The sequence below is a fragment of the Pseudomonas sp. IT-P12 genome (assembly GCF_949767465.1).
Lineage (GTDB): Bacteria > Pseudomonadota > Gammaproteobacteria > Pseudomonadales > Pseudomonadaceae > Aquipseudomonas.
In genome coordinates this window covers 39,241-55,841 of sequence record NZ_CATKPY010000026.1, presented here as the reverse complement: position 1 = coordinate 55,841, position 16,601 = coordinate 39,241, and the positions used below count along the sequence as shown (strand labels likewise).

The following is a 16,601-nucleotide window of genomic DNA, read 5'->3' as shown; positions in this document are numbered from 1 at the left end:
GCCTCTCCCTTAAGGTAGGGCGCGAATAGACAACCGGCCGGCCCAAGCTCTCTTGGTGGTCGACCCAAGACGGACGCCTATGAACCCGAATTTTCTAGATTTCGAACAGCCGATCGCCGACCTGCAAGCCAAGATCGAAGAGTTGCGCTTGGTCGGTAACGACAATTCGCTGAATATCGGCGATGAGATCTCCCGCCTGCAGGACAAGAGCAAAACCTTGACCGAAGACATCTTCGGCAAGCTGACCAGCTGGCAGATCGCGCGTCTGGCGCGTCACCCGAAGCGTCCATACACCCTGGACTACATCGAACACATCTTCACCGAGTTCGATGAGCTGCACGGCGACCGTCACTTCTCCGACGACGCCGCCATCGTCGGCGGCGTAGCCCGTCTGGATAACCAGCCGGTGATGATCATCGGCCACCAGAAAGGCCGTGAAGTGCGCGAGAAGGTGCGCCGCAACTTCGGCATGCCGCGTCCGGAAGGCTACCGCAAGGCGTGCCGCCTGATGGAAATGGCCGAACGTTTCAAAATGCCGATCCTGACCTTCATCGACACCCCGGGCGCTTACCCCGGGATCGACGCTGAAGAGCGCAACCAGAGCGAAGCGATTGCCTGGAACCTGCGCGTCATGTCCCGTCTGAAAACCCCAATCATTGCCACCGTGATCGGTGAGGGTGGTTCCGGTGGTGCGCTGGCCATCGGCGTCTGCGACCAGTTGAACATGTTGCAGTACTCGACCTATGCGGTGATTTCGCCGGAAGGTTGTGCTTCGATTCTGTGGAAGACCGCGGAAAAAGCACCGGATGCCGCTGAAGCCATGGGCATCACCGCCGAGCGCCTCAAAGGCCTGGGTATCGTTGACAAGGTCATTGGCGAGCCACTGGGCGGCGCTCACCGCGATCCTGCTGCCGCTGCTGCCCTGATCCGTGCCGAACTGACCTCGCAACTGGCGATGCTCAAGAAGTTCGATAACGAAGCGCTGCTGACGCGTCGTTACGAGCGTCTGATGAGTTACGGTCTGTAACCAGGCTTCGCTTCATCCCTGTGGGAGCGGGCTTGCTCGCGAAGGCGGTGTGTCATACAACATCTGTGTTGATTGATACACCGCCTTCGCGAGCAAGCCCGCTCCCACATTTGTTTGGTATGCCCAGATTGATATGAGCCAGCCCATGTCTGATCTAGCCGCCAGGCTGGTGCGCGATCTCGCCCCCTGGGGCAACGCCACAACCTGGTACATCGCTTTCTCCGGTGGTCTCGACTCCACGGTCCTGCTGCACCTTCTCGCCACATTGACCAAACACACCACCGTGCCGGCGCTCAACGCCATTCATGTCCATCACGGGCTGCAATCGGCAGCCGATGCATGGCCGCAATACTGCCAGTCGGTCTGCGATGCGCTGGGTGTACCGCTGCAGGTGTTCCAGGTTCAGGTTCAACCGGGCGCCAGCCTCGAGCGCGCCGCACGGGAGGCACGCTATGCAGCGTTCAGCCAGGTCATCCGGCCCAACGACGTACTGCTGACGGCCCAGCACCGTGACGATCAGGCCGAAACCCTGTTGTTCCGTCTGTTGCGTGGGGCGGGGGTGAAGGGATTGTCCGGGATGCCGCGACAGCGCGCATTGGGCCAGGGTCAACTGCTACGGCCACTGCTCGATGTCACGCGCGCCGAGCTGGAGGCGTATGCGCTCGATCAGCGGCTGAGCTGGATCGAGGACCCTTCCAACGACGACCGGCGTTTCTCCCGCAACTACCTGCGTCATCAAGTGTTGCCCGTCATGGCCCAGCGTTGGCCGCAGGCGCTGGCCAGTATGGCCCGCAGCGCCGCGCACCTGAACGAAGCCCAGGGGCTGCTCGATGATCTGGCACAGCTCGATCTGACACAGGCCCGTGTAGCGGGTCAGTTCGATTGGATGGGGGTGCCATCGCTTGAGCTGGCCTGTTTGACCTCGCTGTCCGACGCTCGCCAGCGCAATGCCGTCAGTCATTGGCTCGCACCGTTGACGCGGCTGCCGGACAGCGACCATTGGTCGGGTTGGATCGATCTGCGCGATGCCACTGGCGATGCACGGCCAGTCTGGCGCCTGGCCGACGGTGAGCTGCATCGGTCCGCCGGGCGAGTCTGGTGGTTGTCCGGTGTCTGGTTGCGCTCGCCGTCCGCTGTCGGGCCCTGGACCGATCCCTCGAAGCCTCTGGCGCTGGCGGATAACGGGGTGCTGACGTTCATGGGCCAAGCCCCGGATGGACCGCTGCAGATCCGCTATCGTGAGGGAGGCGAGGTCATGCATCTGCCGGATCGCGGTCATCGCGATCTCAAGCGTTTGCTCAACGAGCGGGCTGTTCCGGCTTTCGTGCGTGGCAGATTGCCGCTGCTCTATCAGGGCGAGCAGTTGCTGGCGGTGGCCAACCTGCAAGGCTTGAATGGCAATGCCCGGGAAGGCTGGCGTTTGCAATGGCAGCCACCTGGCGAAGATCAAGGTTTGAGCTGAAAGGGGCTTTCCGGTAGACTACGCTCCCTTCTTGATACAACTTCTGTGGATTCGCCTGAATTGCAGGAGTTGCCGATTACCAAGCAGTCTTTGCTGGGCGATTCCAAAAAATGTGTAGCGAGCAACGAACCGGAGTTTCATCTCACGGTCTGTCCCAACGCGGCGGTTTTTTTGAAAGGTGCACTGTGATTAATGCAGGTGATCGGGGGCTTCGGCCTTCCTTCGCTTTCCCCGGCGGCTCGGACCGCTTTAACGCAGACTTCTAGGGTTTTTCATGACGCGCTACATATTCGTCACGGGCGGTGTTGTTTCTTCATTGGGGAAAGGCATTGCATCGGCATCATTGGCGGCCATCCTGGAGGCGCGGGGGCTTAAGGTCACCATGCTCAAGCTGGACCCGTACATCAACGTCGACCCGGGCACCATGAGCCCGTTCCAGCACGGCGAAGTGTTCGTCACCCACGACGGCGCCGAGACCGACCTGGACCTGGGCCACTACGAGCGGTTCATCCGCACGACCATGACCCAGAACAACAACTTCACCACCGGCCGTGTCTACGAGCACGTGCTGCGCAAAGAGCGCCGTGGTGACTACCTGGGCGCGACCATCCAGGTCATTCCGCACATCACCGACGAAATCAAGCGCCGCATCATCAAGGGTGCCGGCGATGCCGACGTGGCGATGGTCGAGATCGGTGGCACCGTGGGTGATATCGAATCCCAACCGTTCCTCGAGGCCATCCGCCAGTTGCGTTTCGAAGTCGGCGCCAAGCGCGCGATGCTGATGCACCTGACCCTGGTGCCTTACATCGCCACCGCCGGCGAAACCAAAACCAAGCCTACCCAGCACTCGGTCAAGGAACTGCGTTCCATCGGCCTGCAACCTGACGTGCTGGTCTGCCGCTCCGATCATCCGATCGACGTTTCCTCGCGTCGCAAGATCGCGCAGTTCACCAACGTTGAAGAACGTGCGGTGATCGCCCTGGAAGACGCCGACACCATCTACAAGATCCCGGGCATCCTGCACTCCCAGGGCCTGGATGATTTCGTCGTCGAGCGTTTCGGCCTGCAATGTGGCGGTGCCGACCTGTCCGAGTGGGACGCCGTAGTCGACGCCAAGCTCAACCCGGAGCACGAAGTCACCATCGCGATGGTCGGCAAGTACATGGAGCTGCTGGACGCCTACAAGTCGCTGATCGAGGCAATGAGTCACGCCGGTATCAGCAACCGTACCAAGGTCAACCTGCGCTACATCGATTCCGAAGACATCGAAAACCAGGGCACCGCGCTGCTCGAAGGTGTCGACGCGATCCTGGTTCCGGGCGGGTTCGGCCTGCGCGGCGTGGAAGGCAAGATCACTGCCGTTCAGTACGCTCGTGAAAACAAGGTGCCGTACCTGGGCATCTGCCTGGGCATGCAAGTGGCGGTCATCGAGTTCGCCCGTAACGTCATGGGCTGGAAAGACGCCAACTCCACCGAGTTCGATCGTGCCAGCGGCCATCCGGTCGTGGGCCTGATCACCGAGTGGGAAGACGCCACCGGCGCCGTCGAAACCCGTACCGAATCGTCCGACCTGGGCGGCACCATGCGCCTCGGCGCACAGGACTGCCTGCTCGAAGCCGGTTCCAAGGTTCACGACTGCTACGGCAAGGACGTGATCGTCGAGCGTCACCGTCACCGCTACGAAGTGAACAACAACCTGCTGCCGCAAATCATGGAAGCCGGGCTGAAAATCTCCGGCCGTTCCGGCGACGGCGCACTGGTTGAAGTGGTCGAAGCTCCGGATCATCCATGGTTCGTCGCTTGCCAGTTCCACCCCGAGTTCACCTCGACGCCACGTGACGGTCATCCGTTGTTCAGCGGTTTCGTCAAGGCAGCTTTGGCTCAACACCAGAAGAAGGCTTGAACCTTATGGCGCAGAAGATCATCCGTGTAGGCGATATCGAGATTGCCAACGACAAGCCAATGGTGCTGTTCGGTGGCATGAACGTGCTGGAAAGCCGCGACATGGCGATGCAGGTCTGCGAAGAGTACGTGAAGGTGACCGCCAAGCTCGGTATCCCTTACGTATTCAAGGCCAGCTTCGACAAGGCCAACCGCTCCTCCGTGACCTCTTACCGTGGCCCCGGCCTGGAAGAGGGCATGCGGATTTTCCAGGACATCAAGCAAGCCTTCGGCGTGCCGATCATCACCGACGTCCACGAGCCAGAACAGGCGGCGGCCGTCGCTGAAGTCTGCGACATCATCCAGTTGCCGGCCTTCCTGTCGCGCCAGACCGACCTGGTGGTCGCGATGGCCAGGACCGGCGCGGTGATCAACATCAAGAAAGCCCAGTTCCTTGCCCCTCAGGAAATGAAACACATCCTGAACAAATGCGTGGAAGCGGGTAACGATCAGTTGATCCTCTGCGAGCGCGGTTCGAGCTTTGGCTACAACAACCTGGTCGTCGATATGCTTGGCTTCGGCATCATGAAGCAGTTCGAATACCCGGTGTTCTTCGACGTGACCCACTCGCTGCAAATGCCCGGTGGTCGCTCCGATTCCGCTGGCGGTCGTCGTGCCCAGGTCACCGACCTGGCCAAGGCCGGCATGAGTCAGTCGCTGGCAGGCCTGTTCCTCGAAGCGCATCCTGACCCGGACAACGCCAAATGCGACGGTCCTTGCGCCTTGCGTCTGGACAAACTGGAGCCATTCCTGGCCCAGCTCAAGGCTTTGGACGAACTGGTGAAGAGTTTTCCGACGGTAGAAACCGCGTAATCCTCATTTCTCCGGTAAAGTACCGCACGATTTGTCGCTCAGGCCCTCGGGCCTGGGCTTTATCGTCCGCAAGTCTGCCCCGCTGCACCTCACTTGCCGACGATAAGAGTTTTCCTCTAGCTGCGTCGTTTTCGTCAACTTTGGAGTGGTTACAACAATGGCTAAAATCGTCGACATCAAAGGTCGTGAAGTTCTCGACTCCCGTGGCAACCCCACCGTCGAAGCGGACGTGCTTCTCGACAACGGCATCATCGGCAGCGCCTGTGCGCCGTCCGGTGCTTCCACTGGCTCGCGCGAAGCGCTCGAGCTGCGTGATGGCGACAAGAGCCGTTACCTGGGCAAAGGCGTCCTGAAAGCCGTTGCCAACATCAACGGCCCGATCCGCGACCTGTTGAAAGGCACCGATCCAAGCGACCAGAAAGCGCTGGACCTGGCGATGATCAAGCTCGACGGTACCGACAACAAAGCCACCCTGGGCGCCAACGCGATCCTCGCCGTCTCCCTGGCTGCGGCCAAGGCAGCAGCACAGGACCAGGATCTGCCCCTGTACGCGCACATCGCCAACCTGAACGGCACCCCGGGTGTTTACTCGATGCCGGTTCCGATGATGAACATCATCAACGGTGGCGAGCACGCCGATAACAACGTCGACATCCAGGAGTTCATGGTTCAGCCGGTGGGCGCCAAGTCCTTCTCGGAAGGCCTGCGCATGGGCACCGAGATTTTCCACCACCTCAAAGCCGTGCTGAAGGCCCGTGGCCTGAGCACAGCGGTGGGTGACGAAGGTGGTTTTGCGCCTAACCTGGCGTCCAACGAAGACGCGTTGAAAGTGATCTCCGAAGCCGTGGCCAACGCCGGTTACACGCTGGGCACCGACGTGACCCTGGCCCTGGACTGCGCTGCCAGCGAATTCTACGAAGACGGCAAGTACAACCTGTCCGGCGAAGGCCAGGTGTTCACCGCTGAAGGTTTCGCCGACTACCTCAAGGGCCTGACCGAGCGTTACCCGATCATCTCCATCGAAGACGGCCTGGACGAGTCCGATTGGGCTGGCTGGAAGATCCTCACCGACAAGATCGGCGAGAAGACCCAGCTGGTTGGCGACGACCTGTTCGTGACCAATACCAAGATTTTGAAAGAAGGCATCGACAAGAAGATCGCCAACTCGATCCTGATCAAGTTCAACCAGATCGGCACCCTGACCGAAACCCTGGAAGCCATTCAGATGGCCAAGGCTGCGGGCTACACTGCCGTGATCTCGCACCGCTCCGGCGAAACCGAAGATTCGACCATTGCCGACCTGGCCGTGGGCACTTCGGCTGGCCAGATCAAGACCGGCTCCCTGTGCCGTTCCGATCGCGTTTCCAAGTACAACCAACTGCTGCGTATCGAAGAGCAGTTGAACGGCAAAGCCAAATACAATGGCCGCAGCGAGTTCCGCGGCTGATCGTTGGCTGATAAAAAAAGCAGCGGATTGTGTCGGAAAAATCGCGACAGCGATGGATTTACCACTAATCTGATGCCTTGAGAGCACAAGCCTGGTTCTTCCAGGCTTCGTGCTATCAGCCGTTCACAGTTTTGGCATGGCTGTCTTTTTTCACTGGATACCCGATATTCGATGCGCAGTCCCAATTGGTTGTTCCTCGTCCTGCTTTTGCTGCTGGCTGGCCTGCAATACCGCCTGTGGGTGGGTAATGGCAGCCTGGCGCAAGTGGCCGAGCTGACTCAGCAGATCGCGGATCAGCACGCTGAGAACGAAGGATTGCTGGAGCGCAATCGGGTGATGGACGCCGAAGTCAGTGAGTTGAAAAAGGGCATGGAGACCGTTGAAGAGCGGGCTCGCCATGAGCTGGGCATGGTCAAGGACGGTGAAACCCTTTACCAGTTGGCCCAATGAACACCGCGTTGCCGGCCTTCTGGGCCGTGATTCCCGCCGCGGGCGTCGGTGCCCGTATGGCCGCAGACCGTCCCAAGCAATATCTGCAATTGGGCGGGCGCACCATTCTCGAACACAGCCTCGGCTGTTTTCTCGATCATCCTGCCCTCAAGGGGCTGGTGGTCAGTCTTGCTGTTGACGATCCTTACTGGCCCAACCTGGCGTGTGCCGGCGATTCGCGCATTCAACGCGTCGAGGGCGGCGCCGAGCGTTCCGGGTCCGTGCTCAATGCCTTGCTGCATCTGCATGCCCTGGGGGCCGACGATGAGGACTGGGTGCTGGTGCACGATGCGGCGCGGCCCAATCTGAGCCGGGATGACCTGGACAAGTTGTTGTTCGAACTGTCTGAAGATCCGGTCGGTGGTCTGCTGGCGGTTCCCGCTCGCGATACGCTCAAGCGCGTCGACAAGCAGGGTCGCGTGGTTGAAACCGTGGATCGCAGTGTGATCTGGCAAGCGTATACGCCGCAGATGTTTCGTCTGGGTGCGTTGCATCGGGCTTTGGCCGACAGTCTGGTGGCAGACGCCGTGATCACCGATGAGGCGTCGGCCATGGAATGGGCAGGGCAGGCACCGCGCCTGATCGAAGGCCGTTCCGATAACCTCAAGGTCACTCGTCCCGAGGACCTGGAGTGGTTGCGCCAGCGTTGGGCCAATCGCCGCTGATTACTCCGGCGTCTGTCAGATTGCTTTCGCGAGCAAGCCCGCTCCCACATTGGATCTTTGTATACATAATCTGTATTGCTGAAGATTCCCTGTGGGAGCGGGCTTGCTCGCGAAAGCGGCAGACCAGACAGCCGGATACTTTGCTGACACACCGCTAATTCCTGTACTCCGGCCGCTCAGCCAATCCCTCCTTCAAATAATCCACCAGCTTGCGCACCTTCGGCGACAAATGCCGTTGCTGCGGGTACAGCGCCCACACCGCCGTATTGGGCGGCTGATGCGCTTCAAGCAGCGGAATCAGGGCGCCACTCTTGAGGTGTTCGAGCACGTAATAGTCCGGCAACTGACACAACCCCACACCCTGCAAAGCCGCATCCAGCACCGCTTGCCCACTGTTGCAGCGCCAGTTTCCCTGTACACGCTGGGAAAACTCCCGACCGTTCTGTTCCAGTTGCCAGAGGTCCGAACTGCCGATCAAACAGTTGTGGCGGCTTAATTCCGACAGGCTGTGCGGACGGCCATAGCGTTCCACGTAGGACGGCGAGGCGCACAGATACATGCGCCGCGGCGCCAGTCGCATCGCCACCAGTCGCGAATCCTGTAATCGACCGAGGCGGATCGCCAGGTCCAGCCCTTCATGCACAAGATCGAGCTGGCGATTGCTCAGCTCGATGTCGATGCGCAGTTGCGGATAGAGCCCCATGAACCGCGTCACCAGAGGAACGATGAAGCGTTCGCCGTAGGCCACGGCGCAAGTCATGCGCAGCATGCCCTTGGGCTCGCTGGTCAGGTCGCCGACCGCGCGCAGCGCTTCTTCGCGCCCATCCTGCAAGCGCTGGCAGTGCTGCAGGAAGGTTTGCCCGGCCTCGGTCAGCGTGACCCGGCGGGTGCTGCGATACAGCAGTCGTGTTTGCAGCCGCTCTTCGAGGCGAACGATCTGGCGACTGATATGGGAGGAAGACACGCCCAGTCTTTGCGCCGCCGCCGTGAACTGGCTGCATTCGGCAACGGCAACGAACTCGTCTATGCCCTCCCAGCGATTCTCAGACATCGGGATTGTCCCTGTGTGGCAATAATGTTTTGCTTTTGCCCTGATTATTCACTGTGATGCGCTGTATTACACTCCCTGTCTCGTTTTTATTCGTTGGAGAATTCCCATGATCAAGTCGCGCGCCGCTGTTGCCTTCGAGGCCAAGAAGCCCCTTGAAATCGTTGAAGTCGATGTCGCCCTGCCCAAGGCCGGTGAGGTGTTGCTGCGTGTCGTGGCCTCCGGTGTCTGCCATACCGATGCCTACACCCTGTCCGGTGCTGATCCTGAAGGCATCTTCCCGTCGATTCTCGGCCATGAAGGTGGTGCGGTGGTCGAGGCCATTGGCGAGGGCGTGACCTCCGTCGCCGTTGGCGACCATGTGATTCCGCTGTACACCCCGGAATGCCGCCAATGCAAATTCTGCCTGTCGGGCAAAACCAACCTGTGCCAGGCGATTCGTTCCACCCAGGGCAAAGGCTTGATGCCGGATGGCACTTCGCGTTTTTCCTACAAGGGCGAGACGATTTTCCATTACATGGGCACGTCGACCTTCTCCGAATACACCGTGCTGCCGGAAATTTCCGTGGCCAAGATTGCCAAGGAAGCGCCCCTGGAAAAGGTCTGCCTGCTGGGCTGCGGCGTCACTACCGGCATCGGTGCGGTATTGAACACCGCCAAGGTGAAACCCGGTGACACCGTGGCCATTTTCGGCCTCGGCGGCATCGGTCTGTCGGCCGTGATCGGCGCGGTCAAGGCCAAGGCGGCGCGTATCATCGCCATCGACATCAACCCGGCCAAGTTCGAAATCGCCAAACAACTGGGTGCAACCGATTGTGTAAACCCCAAGGACTTCGACCGTCCGATCCAGGAAGTCATCGTCGACATGACTGACGGCGGCGTCGACTTTTCCTTCGAGTGCATCGGCAATGTCCAATTGATGCGCGCCGCGCTCGAGTGCTGCCACAAGGGGTGGGGCGAGTCGGTGATCATCGGCGTGGCCGGTGCTGGCCAGGAGATTTCCACCCGTCCGTTCCAGCTGGTGACCGGTCGCGTATGGCGCGGTTCGGCGTTCGGCGGCGTGCGTGGCCGTACCGAATTGCCTAGCTACGTGGAGATGGCCGAAACCGGCGAGATCCCGCTGGATACCTTCATTACCCACACCATGGGCCTGGAAGATATCAACAAGGCGTTCGACCTGATGCACGAAGGAAAAAGCATCCGTACCGTCATCCATTTCTGAGGTTTGCCATGAGCCTGGAAAATATCTCCTGCCAGAAAAGCTTCGGCGGCTGGCACAAGCGTTATCGCCATCGCTCGGAAACCCTCGGCTGCGACATGGTGTTTGCCGTGTACCTGCCTCCGCAAGCGGAGCAGGGCGGCAAGCTGCCCGTGTTGTACTGGTTGTCGGGCCTGACCTGCACTGACGAAAACTTCATGCAGAAGGCCGGCGCCATGCGCATGGCGGCCGAACTGGGTCTGATCATCGTCGCGCCGGACACCAGTCCGCGTGGCGCCGATGTGCCGGGTGATCCGGACGGCGCCTGGGACTTTGGCCTGGGCGCCGGGTTCTATCTCAATGCCACGCAGGAACCCTGGTCGCGCCACTATCGGATGCACGACTATGTCGTGCAGGAATTGCCGGCACTGGTCGAGGCCCATTTCCCGGCCTCCGACAAGCGCGGGATCAGCGGCCACTCCATGGGCGGCCACGGCGCGTTGGTGTGTGCGTTGCGCAATCCGGGGCGTTATCGGTCGGTATCGGCGTTCTCGCCGATCAATAATCCGATGGATTGTCCCTGGGGCCAGAAGGCCTTTTCCCGCTACCTGGGTGAAGACCGCTCGAAGTGGCGTGAATGGGATGCCTGTGCGTTGATTGCCGAAGCCGACGAGAAGCTGCCACTGCTGGTCGACCAGGGTGATCGCGACGATTTCCTGGCCACCCAGCTCAAGCCCGAAGCCCTCCAGCAGGCGGCGAAGCTGGCTGGACATCCGCTGACGCTGCGTCTGCAACCGGGCTACGACCACAGCTATTTCTTCATCGCCAGTTTCATCGACGACCACTTGCAACATCATGGGCGCGCTCTAGGCGCCTAATGTCTGACAAAGCAGGTAGAATCACGCCCTGACAAAAATCGGGGCGTTTTTTTTATGCGTATTGGCCACGGCTATGATGTGCACCGTTTCGCTGAAGGCGATTTCATTACACTGGGCGGCGTGCGTATCGCACACGGCTTCGGTCTGCTCGCTCACTCCGACGGTGACGTCCTGCTGCACGCCTTGAGCGATGCCTTGCTCGGCGCCGCGGCGCTGGGCGATATCGGCAAGCATTTCCCCGACACCGATCCGACCTTCAAGGGGGCCGACAGCCGCGTGCTGTTGCGGCACGTTGTCGCATTGGTCCAGGCCAAGGGCTGGAAAGTGGGCAACGTCGACAACACCATCGTCGCCCAGGCGCCGAAAATGGCCCCGCATATCGAATCGATGCGCGCCCTGATTGCGGCAGACCTTCAGGTCGAGCTGGATCAAGTGAACGTGAAGGCGACCACCACTGAAAAACTCGGCTTCGTCGGTCGTGAGGAGGGCATTGCCGTGCACTCCGTTGCTTTGTTGCTGCGCGCATGAACGAACTGCAATTGCTCGGCCCCCGGGCCTATGGCGACGCCCTGGGCACCGCGGTGTTGAAAGCCATCGCCGAGGATTTCCAGGTCGATGAAGTCCTCGACATTCCCCTCAGTGGTGACGGTGAACACCTGTGGATCTGGGTGGAAAAGCGCGGTCTGAACACCGAAGAGGCGGCACGGCGCATTGCCAAGGCGGCCGGTGTGCCCTTGCGTACGGTCAGCTACGCCGGGCTGAAGGACCGTCAGGCGCTGACGCGCCAATGGTTCAGCGTGCAACTGCCGGGCAAGGCCGACCCTGATTTGTCGGCGGCCGAAAACGATACCCTGAAAGTTCTCTCGACCCGCCGGCACAAACGCAAGCTGCAGCGCGGCGCGCATTCGGCCAACGGCTTCACCTTGCGCCTGACGCAATTCGTTGGCGACAAGGCCGCCCTTGAAGAGCGCCTGCAACGGATCGCCAAACAGGGCATTCCCAATTACTTCGGTGCCCAGCGGTTTGGCTTCGACGGCGGCAACGTGGTCGACGCCCGTGCCTGGGCGGCGCGCAAGGCGTTGCCGGAGCAACGCAACGTCCGTTCGCGCCTGCTCTCGGCAGCCCGCAGTTTTCTGTTCAACCAGGTGCTGGCGGCGCGGGTGGTCGATGGCACCTGGCAGCAGGCGCAGGTTGGCGACCTGCTGGCGTTCACCGACAGCCGCAGTTTCTTTCCGGCCGGTGAAGCCGAGTGCAGCGACCCGCGCCTGGCCATTCTCGACCTGCACCCGACCGGCCCACAGTGGGGCGAAGGTGACTCGCCGGCGACGGGCGCTGTCCATGAACTGGAACAAGCCGTCGCGGCGCGCGAAGCGGATCTGCGCGATTGGTTGATTAACGCTGGTATGAGCCACGAACGTCGCATCCTGCGGCTGCCCATTGGCGGGTTGACGTGGCATTATCCCGAGCCTGACATTCTGCAACTGGAATTCGTCCTGCCGGCCGGATGCTTCGCCACCGTATTGGTGCGTGAACTCGTCGATCTGGTGCCGGGAGGGCAGACGGACAGCCCATGCGTATTCTGATTTCTAACGACGATGGGGTAACCGCACCCGGTCTCGCCGCGCTTTATGCTGCGCTGGCGGATTACACCGAATGCGTGGTTATCGCCCCTGACCAGGACAAAAGCGGCGCCAGCAGTTCGCTGACGCTGGATCGTCCGTTGCACCCGCAAACATTGGCCAACGGCTTTATCAGCCTCAATGGCACGCCGACCGACTGCGTGCACCTGGGCCTCAACGGCCTGCTGGAGCGCGAGCCGGACATGGTGGTTTCCGGCATCAATCTGGGCGCCAACCTGGGTGATGACGTGTTGTATTCCGGCACGGTAGCTGCGGCCCTCGAGGGGCGATTCCTGGAGCGCCCCTCGTTTGCCTTTTCGCTGGTTTCGCGACAGGTCGAAAATCTTCCAACGGCCGCTTACTTCGCGCGCAAGCTGGTGCAGGCCCACGCCGCTCTTGACCTGCCTGCGCGCACGGTACTGAACGTGAACATTCCCAATTTGCCACTGGACCATATCCGTGGGATCCAGTTGACCCGTCTCGGTCATCGCGCTCGTGCAGCGGCGCCGATGAAAGTCGTCGACCCGCGCGGCAAGTCCGGTTACTGGATCGCCGCAGCCGGAGACGCCGAGGATGGCGGTGCCGGCACGGATTTCCATGCAGTGATGCAGGGCTATGTGTCCATCACGCCCTTGCAACTGGATCGCACCTTCAACGATGCCTTCCGAAGCCTCGATGGCTGGCTGGAGGGACTGCACTGATGGCTCGTGAACAAGACCCGATGCACCGGGGTATCGGCATGACTTCGCAACGCACACGCGAGCGCCTGATCCAGCGGTTGTACGAAGAAGGCATCTGCAACGCCAAGGTGCTGGAAGTGATCCGCCGCACGCCGCGTCACCTGTTCGTCGACGAGGCGCTGGCGCACCGCGCCTATGAAGACACGGCGTTGCCGATCGGCAACAACCAGACGATCTCCCAGCCTTACATGGTGGCCCGCATGAGCGAGCTGTTGCTGGAGGCCGGGCCGCTGGACAAGGTCATGGAGATCGGCACAGGTTCGGGTTATCAGACGGCGATCCTGTCACAGCTGGTCGAGCGGGTGTTTTCCGTCGAGCGCATCAAGGTTTTGCAGGACCGTGCCAAGGAGCGCCTGGTCGATCTCAACTTGCGCAACGTGGTCTTCCGTTGGGGCGATGGCTGGGAAGGCTGGCCGGCGCTGGCGCCGTACAACGGCATCATCGTGACGGCGGTGGCCACCGATGTACCGCAGGCGTTGCTCGATCAACTGGCCCCGGGCGGGCGGTTGGTGATTCCTGTCGGGTCGGGCGAAGTTCAGCAACTGATGCTGATCATCCGCGAGGAGCACGGGTTTTCCCGGCGGGTGCTGGGGGCGGTACGGTTTGTGCCATTGCTCAACGGGCCCCTGGCCTGAGCATTTATGCAGGCGTGCTGAATTCTCTCCGATTGCTTCTGTCTTACAGCGGCATCGATCGGTTAAACGGGATTCAACGTCAGGCAGCAAACGTGTGCGCCGGGTCATCTCGCTTCATTGAAGGTAAAGCCTGCACGGCCCGTTATACTTGCGACACTTCATGCCGGAGCACGGCAATCCAACATTTCAGCCACCACAAAGGGAGCGGCGGGTGAGTCTCACAGTCATTGCGCAGCGTATGGGTACAACGAGCTTTCAGCGCCTGGTGACTGGCCTTGTCTTGAGTACCTTGCTGGTCGGTTGTTCCAGCAACAAATCGAGCGATGTCCGCGTCGTCGATCGCAACAATGCCGTGGCCCAACGGCCGGCTGTGACCACCGGGCAGTACGTGGTTCGACCGAAAGACACCCTGTTCTCGATCGCTTTTCGCTACGGCTGGGACTACAAGGCCCTGGCCGCGCGCAACAACATCCCTGCGCCCTACACGATTCACCCGGGTCAGACGATTCGCTTTGACGGCCGCACCGGTTCAACGCCGGCGCCGGTTGCTGCGACGGCCGATTCGGCACCGTCGTCTTCCAGTAAAACCACGGTCATTCGACGCCAGCCAAATGGCGCGACCACCACCACAACGGTGGTTGCACCGTCCGTCGCCAACAAGCCTGCGCCGGCTCCAACCCCGGCTCCGGGTCCGGCCCCGACGGGCTGGGGGTGGCCTTCTAATGGCATTTTGATTGGAAAATTCTCTTCAAACGGTAGTTTGAATAAAGGAATTGATATCGCCGGAGATTTGGGACAGCCTGTTTTAGCTGCGTCTGATGGGACGGTGGTATACGCCGGGAGTGGCTTAAGGGGCTACGGCGAATTGGTCATCATCAAACACAGCGATACCTACGTCAGTGCCTACGGTCACAACCGCAGGCTGTTGGTTCGGGAGGGGCAGCAGGTCAAGGTCGGACAGACAATTGCCGAAATGGGGTCAACGGGTACGGACCGGGTGAAACTGCATTTTGAGATTCGCCGACAAGGTAAGCCAGTAGATCCGCTGCAGTTCCTGCCACGTCGTTGATTTGTTGTCAGCCTGTTCCGTCACGTAGAGGGAACAGGCTCCAGCGTTGCCAAGGATAAAGGCGCCGCTCGAGCTTGAGGTCGAACTCACCAAAGGACTATAACAATGGCTCTCAGTAAAGAAGTGCCGGAGTTTGACATCGACGATGAGGTTCTCCTGATGGAGACCGGCATCGGTACGGATTCGATGTCGAATGATGAAGGGGCGGCTCCACCTTCCGTTCGTGCCAAATCCAAACACTCCGCATCGTTAAAACAACACAAGTACATTGATTACACGCGTGCACTCGATGCCACGCAGCTGTATCTCAATGAAATCGGTTTTTCTCCTCTCCTGTCCCCCGAAGAAGAAGTTCACTTTGCTCGCTTGTCGCAGAGTGGTGATCCGGCGGGGCGCAAACGCATGATTGAAAGCAACCTGCGGCTGGTGGTGAAAATCGCCCGTCGTTACGTCAATCGTGGCTTGTCGCTGCTGGACCTGATCGAAGAGGGCAACCTCGGACTGATCCGGGCGGTGGAGAAGTTCGACCCTGAACGTGGCTTCCGCTTTTCGACCTACGCAACCTGGTGGATTCGTCAGACCATCGAGCGCGCGATCATGAATCAGACCCGGACCATCCGGTTGCCGATCCATGTGGTCAAGGAACTCAACGTGTACCTGCGGGCCGCACGGGAGCTGACGCAAAAACTCGATCATGAACCCTCACCCGAAGAAATCGCCAACCTGCTGGAAAAACCGGTGGGAGAGGTCAAGCGCATGCTCGGCTTGAATGAGCGGGTTTCTTCGGTAGACGTCTCGCTGGGTCCTGATTCGGATAAAACCCTGCTGGACACCCTGACCGATGACCGCCCGACCGATCCGTGCGAACTGTTGCAGGATGACGACCTGTCCCAGAGCATCGATCAATGGCTCTCGGAGTTGACCGACAAGCAACGCGAAGTGGTGATACGCCGTTTCGGGTTGCGTGGCCATGAGAGCAGCACCCTTGAAGACGTGGGCCTGGAAATTGGCCTGACCCGTGAACGGGTCCGGCAGATACAGGTTGAAGGCTTGAAGCGTCTTCGGGAGATCCTGGAGAAGAATGGCCTGTCGAGCGAGTCGCTGTTTCAATAAGCGAGTCGCTTGAGCTGTCAGACAGAAAAGCCCCGACTGGTTCGGGGCTTTTTCATGGGCCCCTGAGCGAGCCTGCTTGCGTTAGCGGCGGGTCAGTTTTCACCGAGGCTGGCTGCTCAGTCGTCATCGCAAGCTGGCTCGCGCCCACCGGTTGTTCATAACGGGCAGTCACTCGGTCATCACCTCAGGTTTGTGGTGTCGCCGTGTAAGTGTTCGCTTACTCTCTCGTAAGTGTTCGTTATTTTTACACCCTGGCGGGAGGCTAACGGGGCCTCGTCCAAGATCTATCTAATTGAATGTTGGGGGAATTTCAAATATCGCTCAGCATCGAGCGGCCCGGTTAAGTCTTTGAGGCCCCGTTGCGCTCGTCGGGGAACGCTCTAGTATCAGCCCTGTGTCGACGGACTGACGCGCCCTTCAAGGATGAGGGGAAAGGACATTGCAGGATGCGATT

Annotated in this window: 16 protein-coding genes; 15 read left to right on the top strand and 1 reads right to left on the bottom strand. The window is 60.3% G+C overall.

Translation table 11 applies throughout. The features are described 5' to 3' along the window. The first annotated feature begins 79 nt into the window (after positions 1-79). From ACM6IM_RS25515 to ispD, 7 genes are all read left to right on the top strand, one after another. On the top strand, positions 80-1,027 hold the full coding sequence (locus tag ACM6IM_RS25515) for an acetyl-CoA carboxylase carboxyltransferase subunit alpha (RefSeq protein WP_414866639.1): 948 nt from the start codon (positions 80-82) through the stop codon (positions 1,025-1,027). 133 nt (positions 1,028-1,160) lie between these two features. Continuing rightward, positions 1,161-2,489 (top strand): tRNA lysidine(34) synthetase TilS, encoded by a 1,329-nt coding sequence (gene tilS, locus ACM6IM_RS25510; RefSeq protein WP_414866638.1) that lies wholly within the window; start codon positions 1,161-1,163, stop codon positions 2,487-2,489. A 274-nt stretch (positions 2,490-2,763) separates the two neighbouring features. After that, positions 2,764-4,395, top strand: coding sequence for a CTP synthase (locus ACM6IM_RS25505; RefSeq protein ID WP_192302508.1), 1,632 nt, complete (start codon positions 2,764-2,766; stop codon positions 4,393-4,395). 5 nt (positions 4,396-4,400) lie between these two features. Next, a complete protein-coding gene (gene kdsA, locus ACM6IM_RS25500) occupies positions 4,401-5,246 on the top strand; it encodes a 3-deoxy-8-phosphooctulonate synthase (protein WP_192302507.1) in 846 nt (281 codons plus the stop codon). 157 nt (positions 5,247-5,403) lie between these two features. Beyond that, positions 5,404-6,693 carry a phosphopyruvate hydratase gene (gene eno / locus ACM6IM_RS25495; RefSeq protein WP_192302506.1) on the top strand — a complete coding sequence of 430 codons (1,290 nt, stop codon included), beginning with the start codon at positions 5,404-5,406 and terminating at the stop codon, positions 6,691-6,693. Between the two features lie 171 nt (positions 6,694-6,864). Then, on the top strand, positions 6,865-7,143 hold the full coding sequence (gene ftsB, locus ACM6IM_RS25490) for a cell division protein FtsB (protein WP_008028992.1): 279 nt from the start codon (positions 6,865-6,867) through the stop codon (positions 7,141-7,143). After that, on the top strand, positions 7,140-7,847 hold the full coding sequence (ispD, locus tag ACM6IM_RS25485) for a 2-C-methyl-D-erythritol 4-phosphate cytidylyltransferase (RefSeq protein WP_192302505.1): 708 nt from the start codon (positions 7,140-7,142) through the stop codon (positions 7,845-7,847). The genes ftsB and ispD overlap by 4 nt, the downstream gene beginning before the upstream one ends. Positions 7,848-8,001: 154 nt before the next feature. Here the strand turns inward: ispD and ACM6IM_RS25480 are convergent, their stop codons facing one another. Then, positions 8,002-8,898, bottom strand: coding sequence for a LysR substrate-binding domain-containing protein (locus ACM6IM_RS25480; protein WP_414866637.1), 897 nt, complete (start codon positions 8,896-8,898; stop codon positions 8,002-8,004). Positions 8,899-9,004: 106 nt separating this feature from the next. Here ACM6IM_RS25480 and ACM6IM_RS25475 point away from each other — a divergent pair, with 106 nt between their 5' ends. From ACM6IM_RS25475 to rpoS, 8 genes are all read left to right on the top strand, one after another. Further along, a complete protein-coding gene (locus ACM6IM_RS25475; RefSeq protein WP_192302503.1) occupies positions 9,005-10,117 on the top strand; it encodes an S-(hydroxymethyl)glutathione dehydrogenase/class III alcohol dehydrogenase in 1,113 nt (370 codons plus the stop codon). Between the two features lie 8 nt (positions 10,118-10,125). Then, complete coding sequence (gene fghA, locus ACM6IM_RS25470; protein WP_201195456.1) at positions 10,126-10,971, top strand: S-formylglutathione hydrolase; 846 nt, start codon at positions 10,126-10,128, stop codon at positions 10,969-10,971. Positions 10,972-11,025: 54 nt separating this feature from the next. Further along, the gene (gene ispF / locus ACM6IM_RS25465) at positions 11,026-11,499 is read left to right on the top strand and encodes a 2-C-methyl-D-erythritol 2,4-cyclodiphosphate synthase (protein WP_192302501.1); all 474 of its coding nucleotides are present in this window, start codon (positions 11,026-11,028) and stop codon (positions 11,497-11,499) included. Further along, positions 11,496-12,554: a tRNA pseudouridine(13) synthase TruD gene (truD, locus tag ACM6IM_RS25460; protein ID WP_414866636.1), complete on the top strand. Its 1,059-nt coding sequence runs from the start codon at positions 11,496-11,498 to the stop codon at positions 12,552-12,554. The genes ispF and truD overlap by 4 nt, the downstream gene beginning before the upstream one ends. Then, a complete protein-coding gene (gene surE, locus ACM6IM_RS25455) occupies positions 12,542-13,291 on the top strand; it encodes a 5'/3'-nucleotidase SurE (protein WP_192302499.1) in 750 nt (249 codons plus the stop codon). Before truD ends, surE begins: the two co-directional genes overlap by 13 nt. 38 nt (positions 13,292-13,329) lie before the next feature. Then, entirely contained in the window at positions 13,330-13,965 is a 636-nt protein-coding gene (locus ACM6IM_RS25450; RefSeq protein ID WP_192302861.1) for a protein-L-isoaspartate(D-aspartate) O-methyltransferase, read from the top strand. A gap of 211 nt (positions 13,966-14,176) precedes the next feature. Then, on the top strand, positions 14,177-15,034 hold the full coding sequence (locus ACM6IM_RS25445; RefSeq protein WP_414866635.1) for a peptidoglycan DD-metalloendopeptidase family protein: 858 nt from the start codon (positions 14,177-14,179) through the stop codon (positions 15,032-15,034). Positions 15,035-15,139: 105 nt separating this feature from the next. Further along, positions 15,140-16,147, top strand: a complete 1,008-nt coding sequence (gene rpoS / locus ACM6IM_RS25440; protein ID WP_008154012.1) for an RNA polymerase sigma factor RpoS — start codon at positions 15,140-15,142, stop codon at positions 16,145-16,147. The last annotated feature ends 454 nt before the right edge of the window (positions 16,148-16,601 follow it).

Bases quoted from the DNA above. Each gene is read 5' to 3' on its own strand.
- ACM6IM_RS25515 (WP_414866639.1), top strand. From the start codon at position 80: ATGAACCCGAATTTTCTAGATTTCGAACAGCCGATCGCCGACCTGCAA.
- tilS (WP_414866638.1), top strand. From the start codon at position 1,161: ATGAGCCAGCCCATGTCTGATCTAGCCGCCAGGCTGGTGCGCGATCTC.
- ACM6IM_RS25505 (WP_192302508.1), top strand. From the start codon at position 2,764: ATGACGCGCTACATATTCGTCACGGGCGGTGTTGTTTCTTCATTGGGG.
- kdsA (WP_192302507.1), top strand. From the start codon at position 4,401: ATGGCGCAGAAGATCATCCGTGTAGGCGATATCGAGATTGCCAACGAC.
- eno (WP_192302506.1), top strand. From the start codon at position 5,404: ATGGCTAAAATCGTCGACATCAAAGGTCGTGAAGTTCTCGACTCCCGT.
- ftsB (WP_008028992.1), top strand. From the start codon at position 6,865: ATGCGCAGTCCCAATTGGTTGTTCCTCGTCCTGCTTTTGCTGCTGGCT.
- ispD (WP_192302505.1), top strand. From the start codon at position 7,140: ATGAACACCGCGTTGCCGGCCTTCTGGGCCGTGATTCCCGCCGCGGGC.
- ACM6IM_RS25480 (WP_414866637.1), bottom strand. From the start codon at position 8,898: ATGTCTGAGAATCGCTGGGAGGGCATAGACGAGTTCGTTGCCGTTGCC.
- ACM6IM_RS25475 (WP_192302503.1), top strand. From the start codon at position 9,005: ATGATCAAGTCGCGCGCCGCTGTTGCCTTCGAGGCCAAGAAGCCCCTT.
- fghA (WP_201195456.1), top strand. From the start codon at position 10,126: ATGAGCCTGGAAAATATCTCCTGCCAGAAAAGCTTCGGCGGCTGGCAC.
- ispF (WP_192302501.1), top strand. From the start codon at position 11,026: ATGCGTATTGGCCACGGCTATGATGTGCACCGTTTCGCTGAAGGCGAT.
- truD (WP_414866636.1), top strand. From the start codon at position 11,496: ATGAACGAACTGCAATTGCTCGGCCCCCGGGCCTATGGCGACGCCCTG.
- surE (WP_192302499.1), top strand. From the start codon at position 12,542: ATGCGTATTCTGATTTCTAACGACGATGGGGTAACCGCACCCGGTCTC.
- ACM6IM_RS25450 (WP_192302861.1), top strand. From the start codon at position 13,330: ATGACTTCGCAACGCACACGCGAGCGCCTGATCCAGCGGTTGTACGAA.
- rpoS (WP_008154012.1), top strand. From the start codon at position 15,140: ATGGCTCTCAGTAAAGAAGTGCCGGAGTTTGACATCGACGATGAGGTT.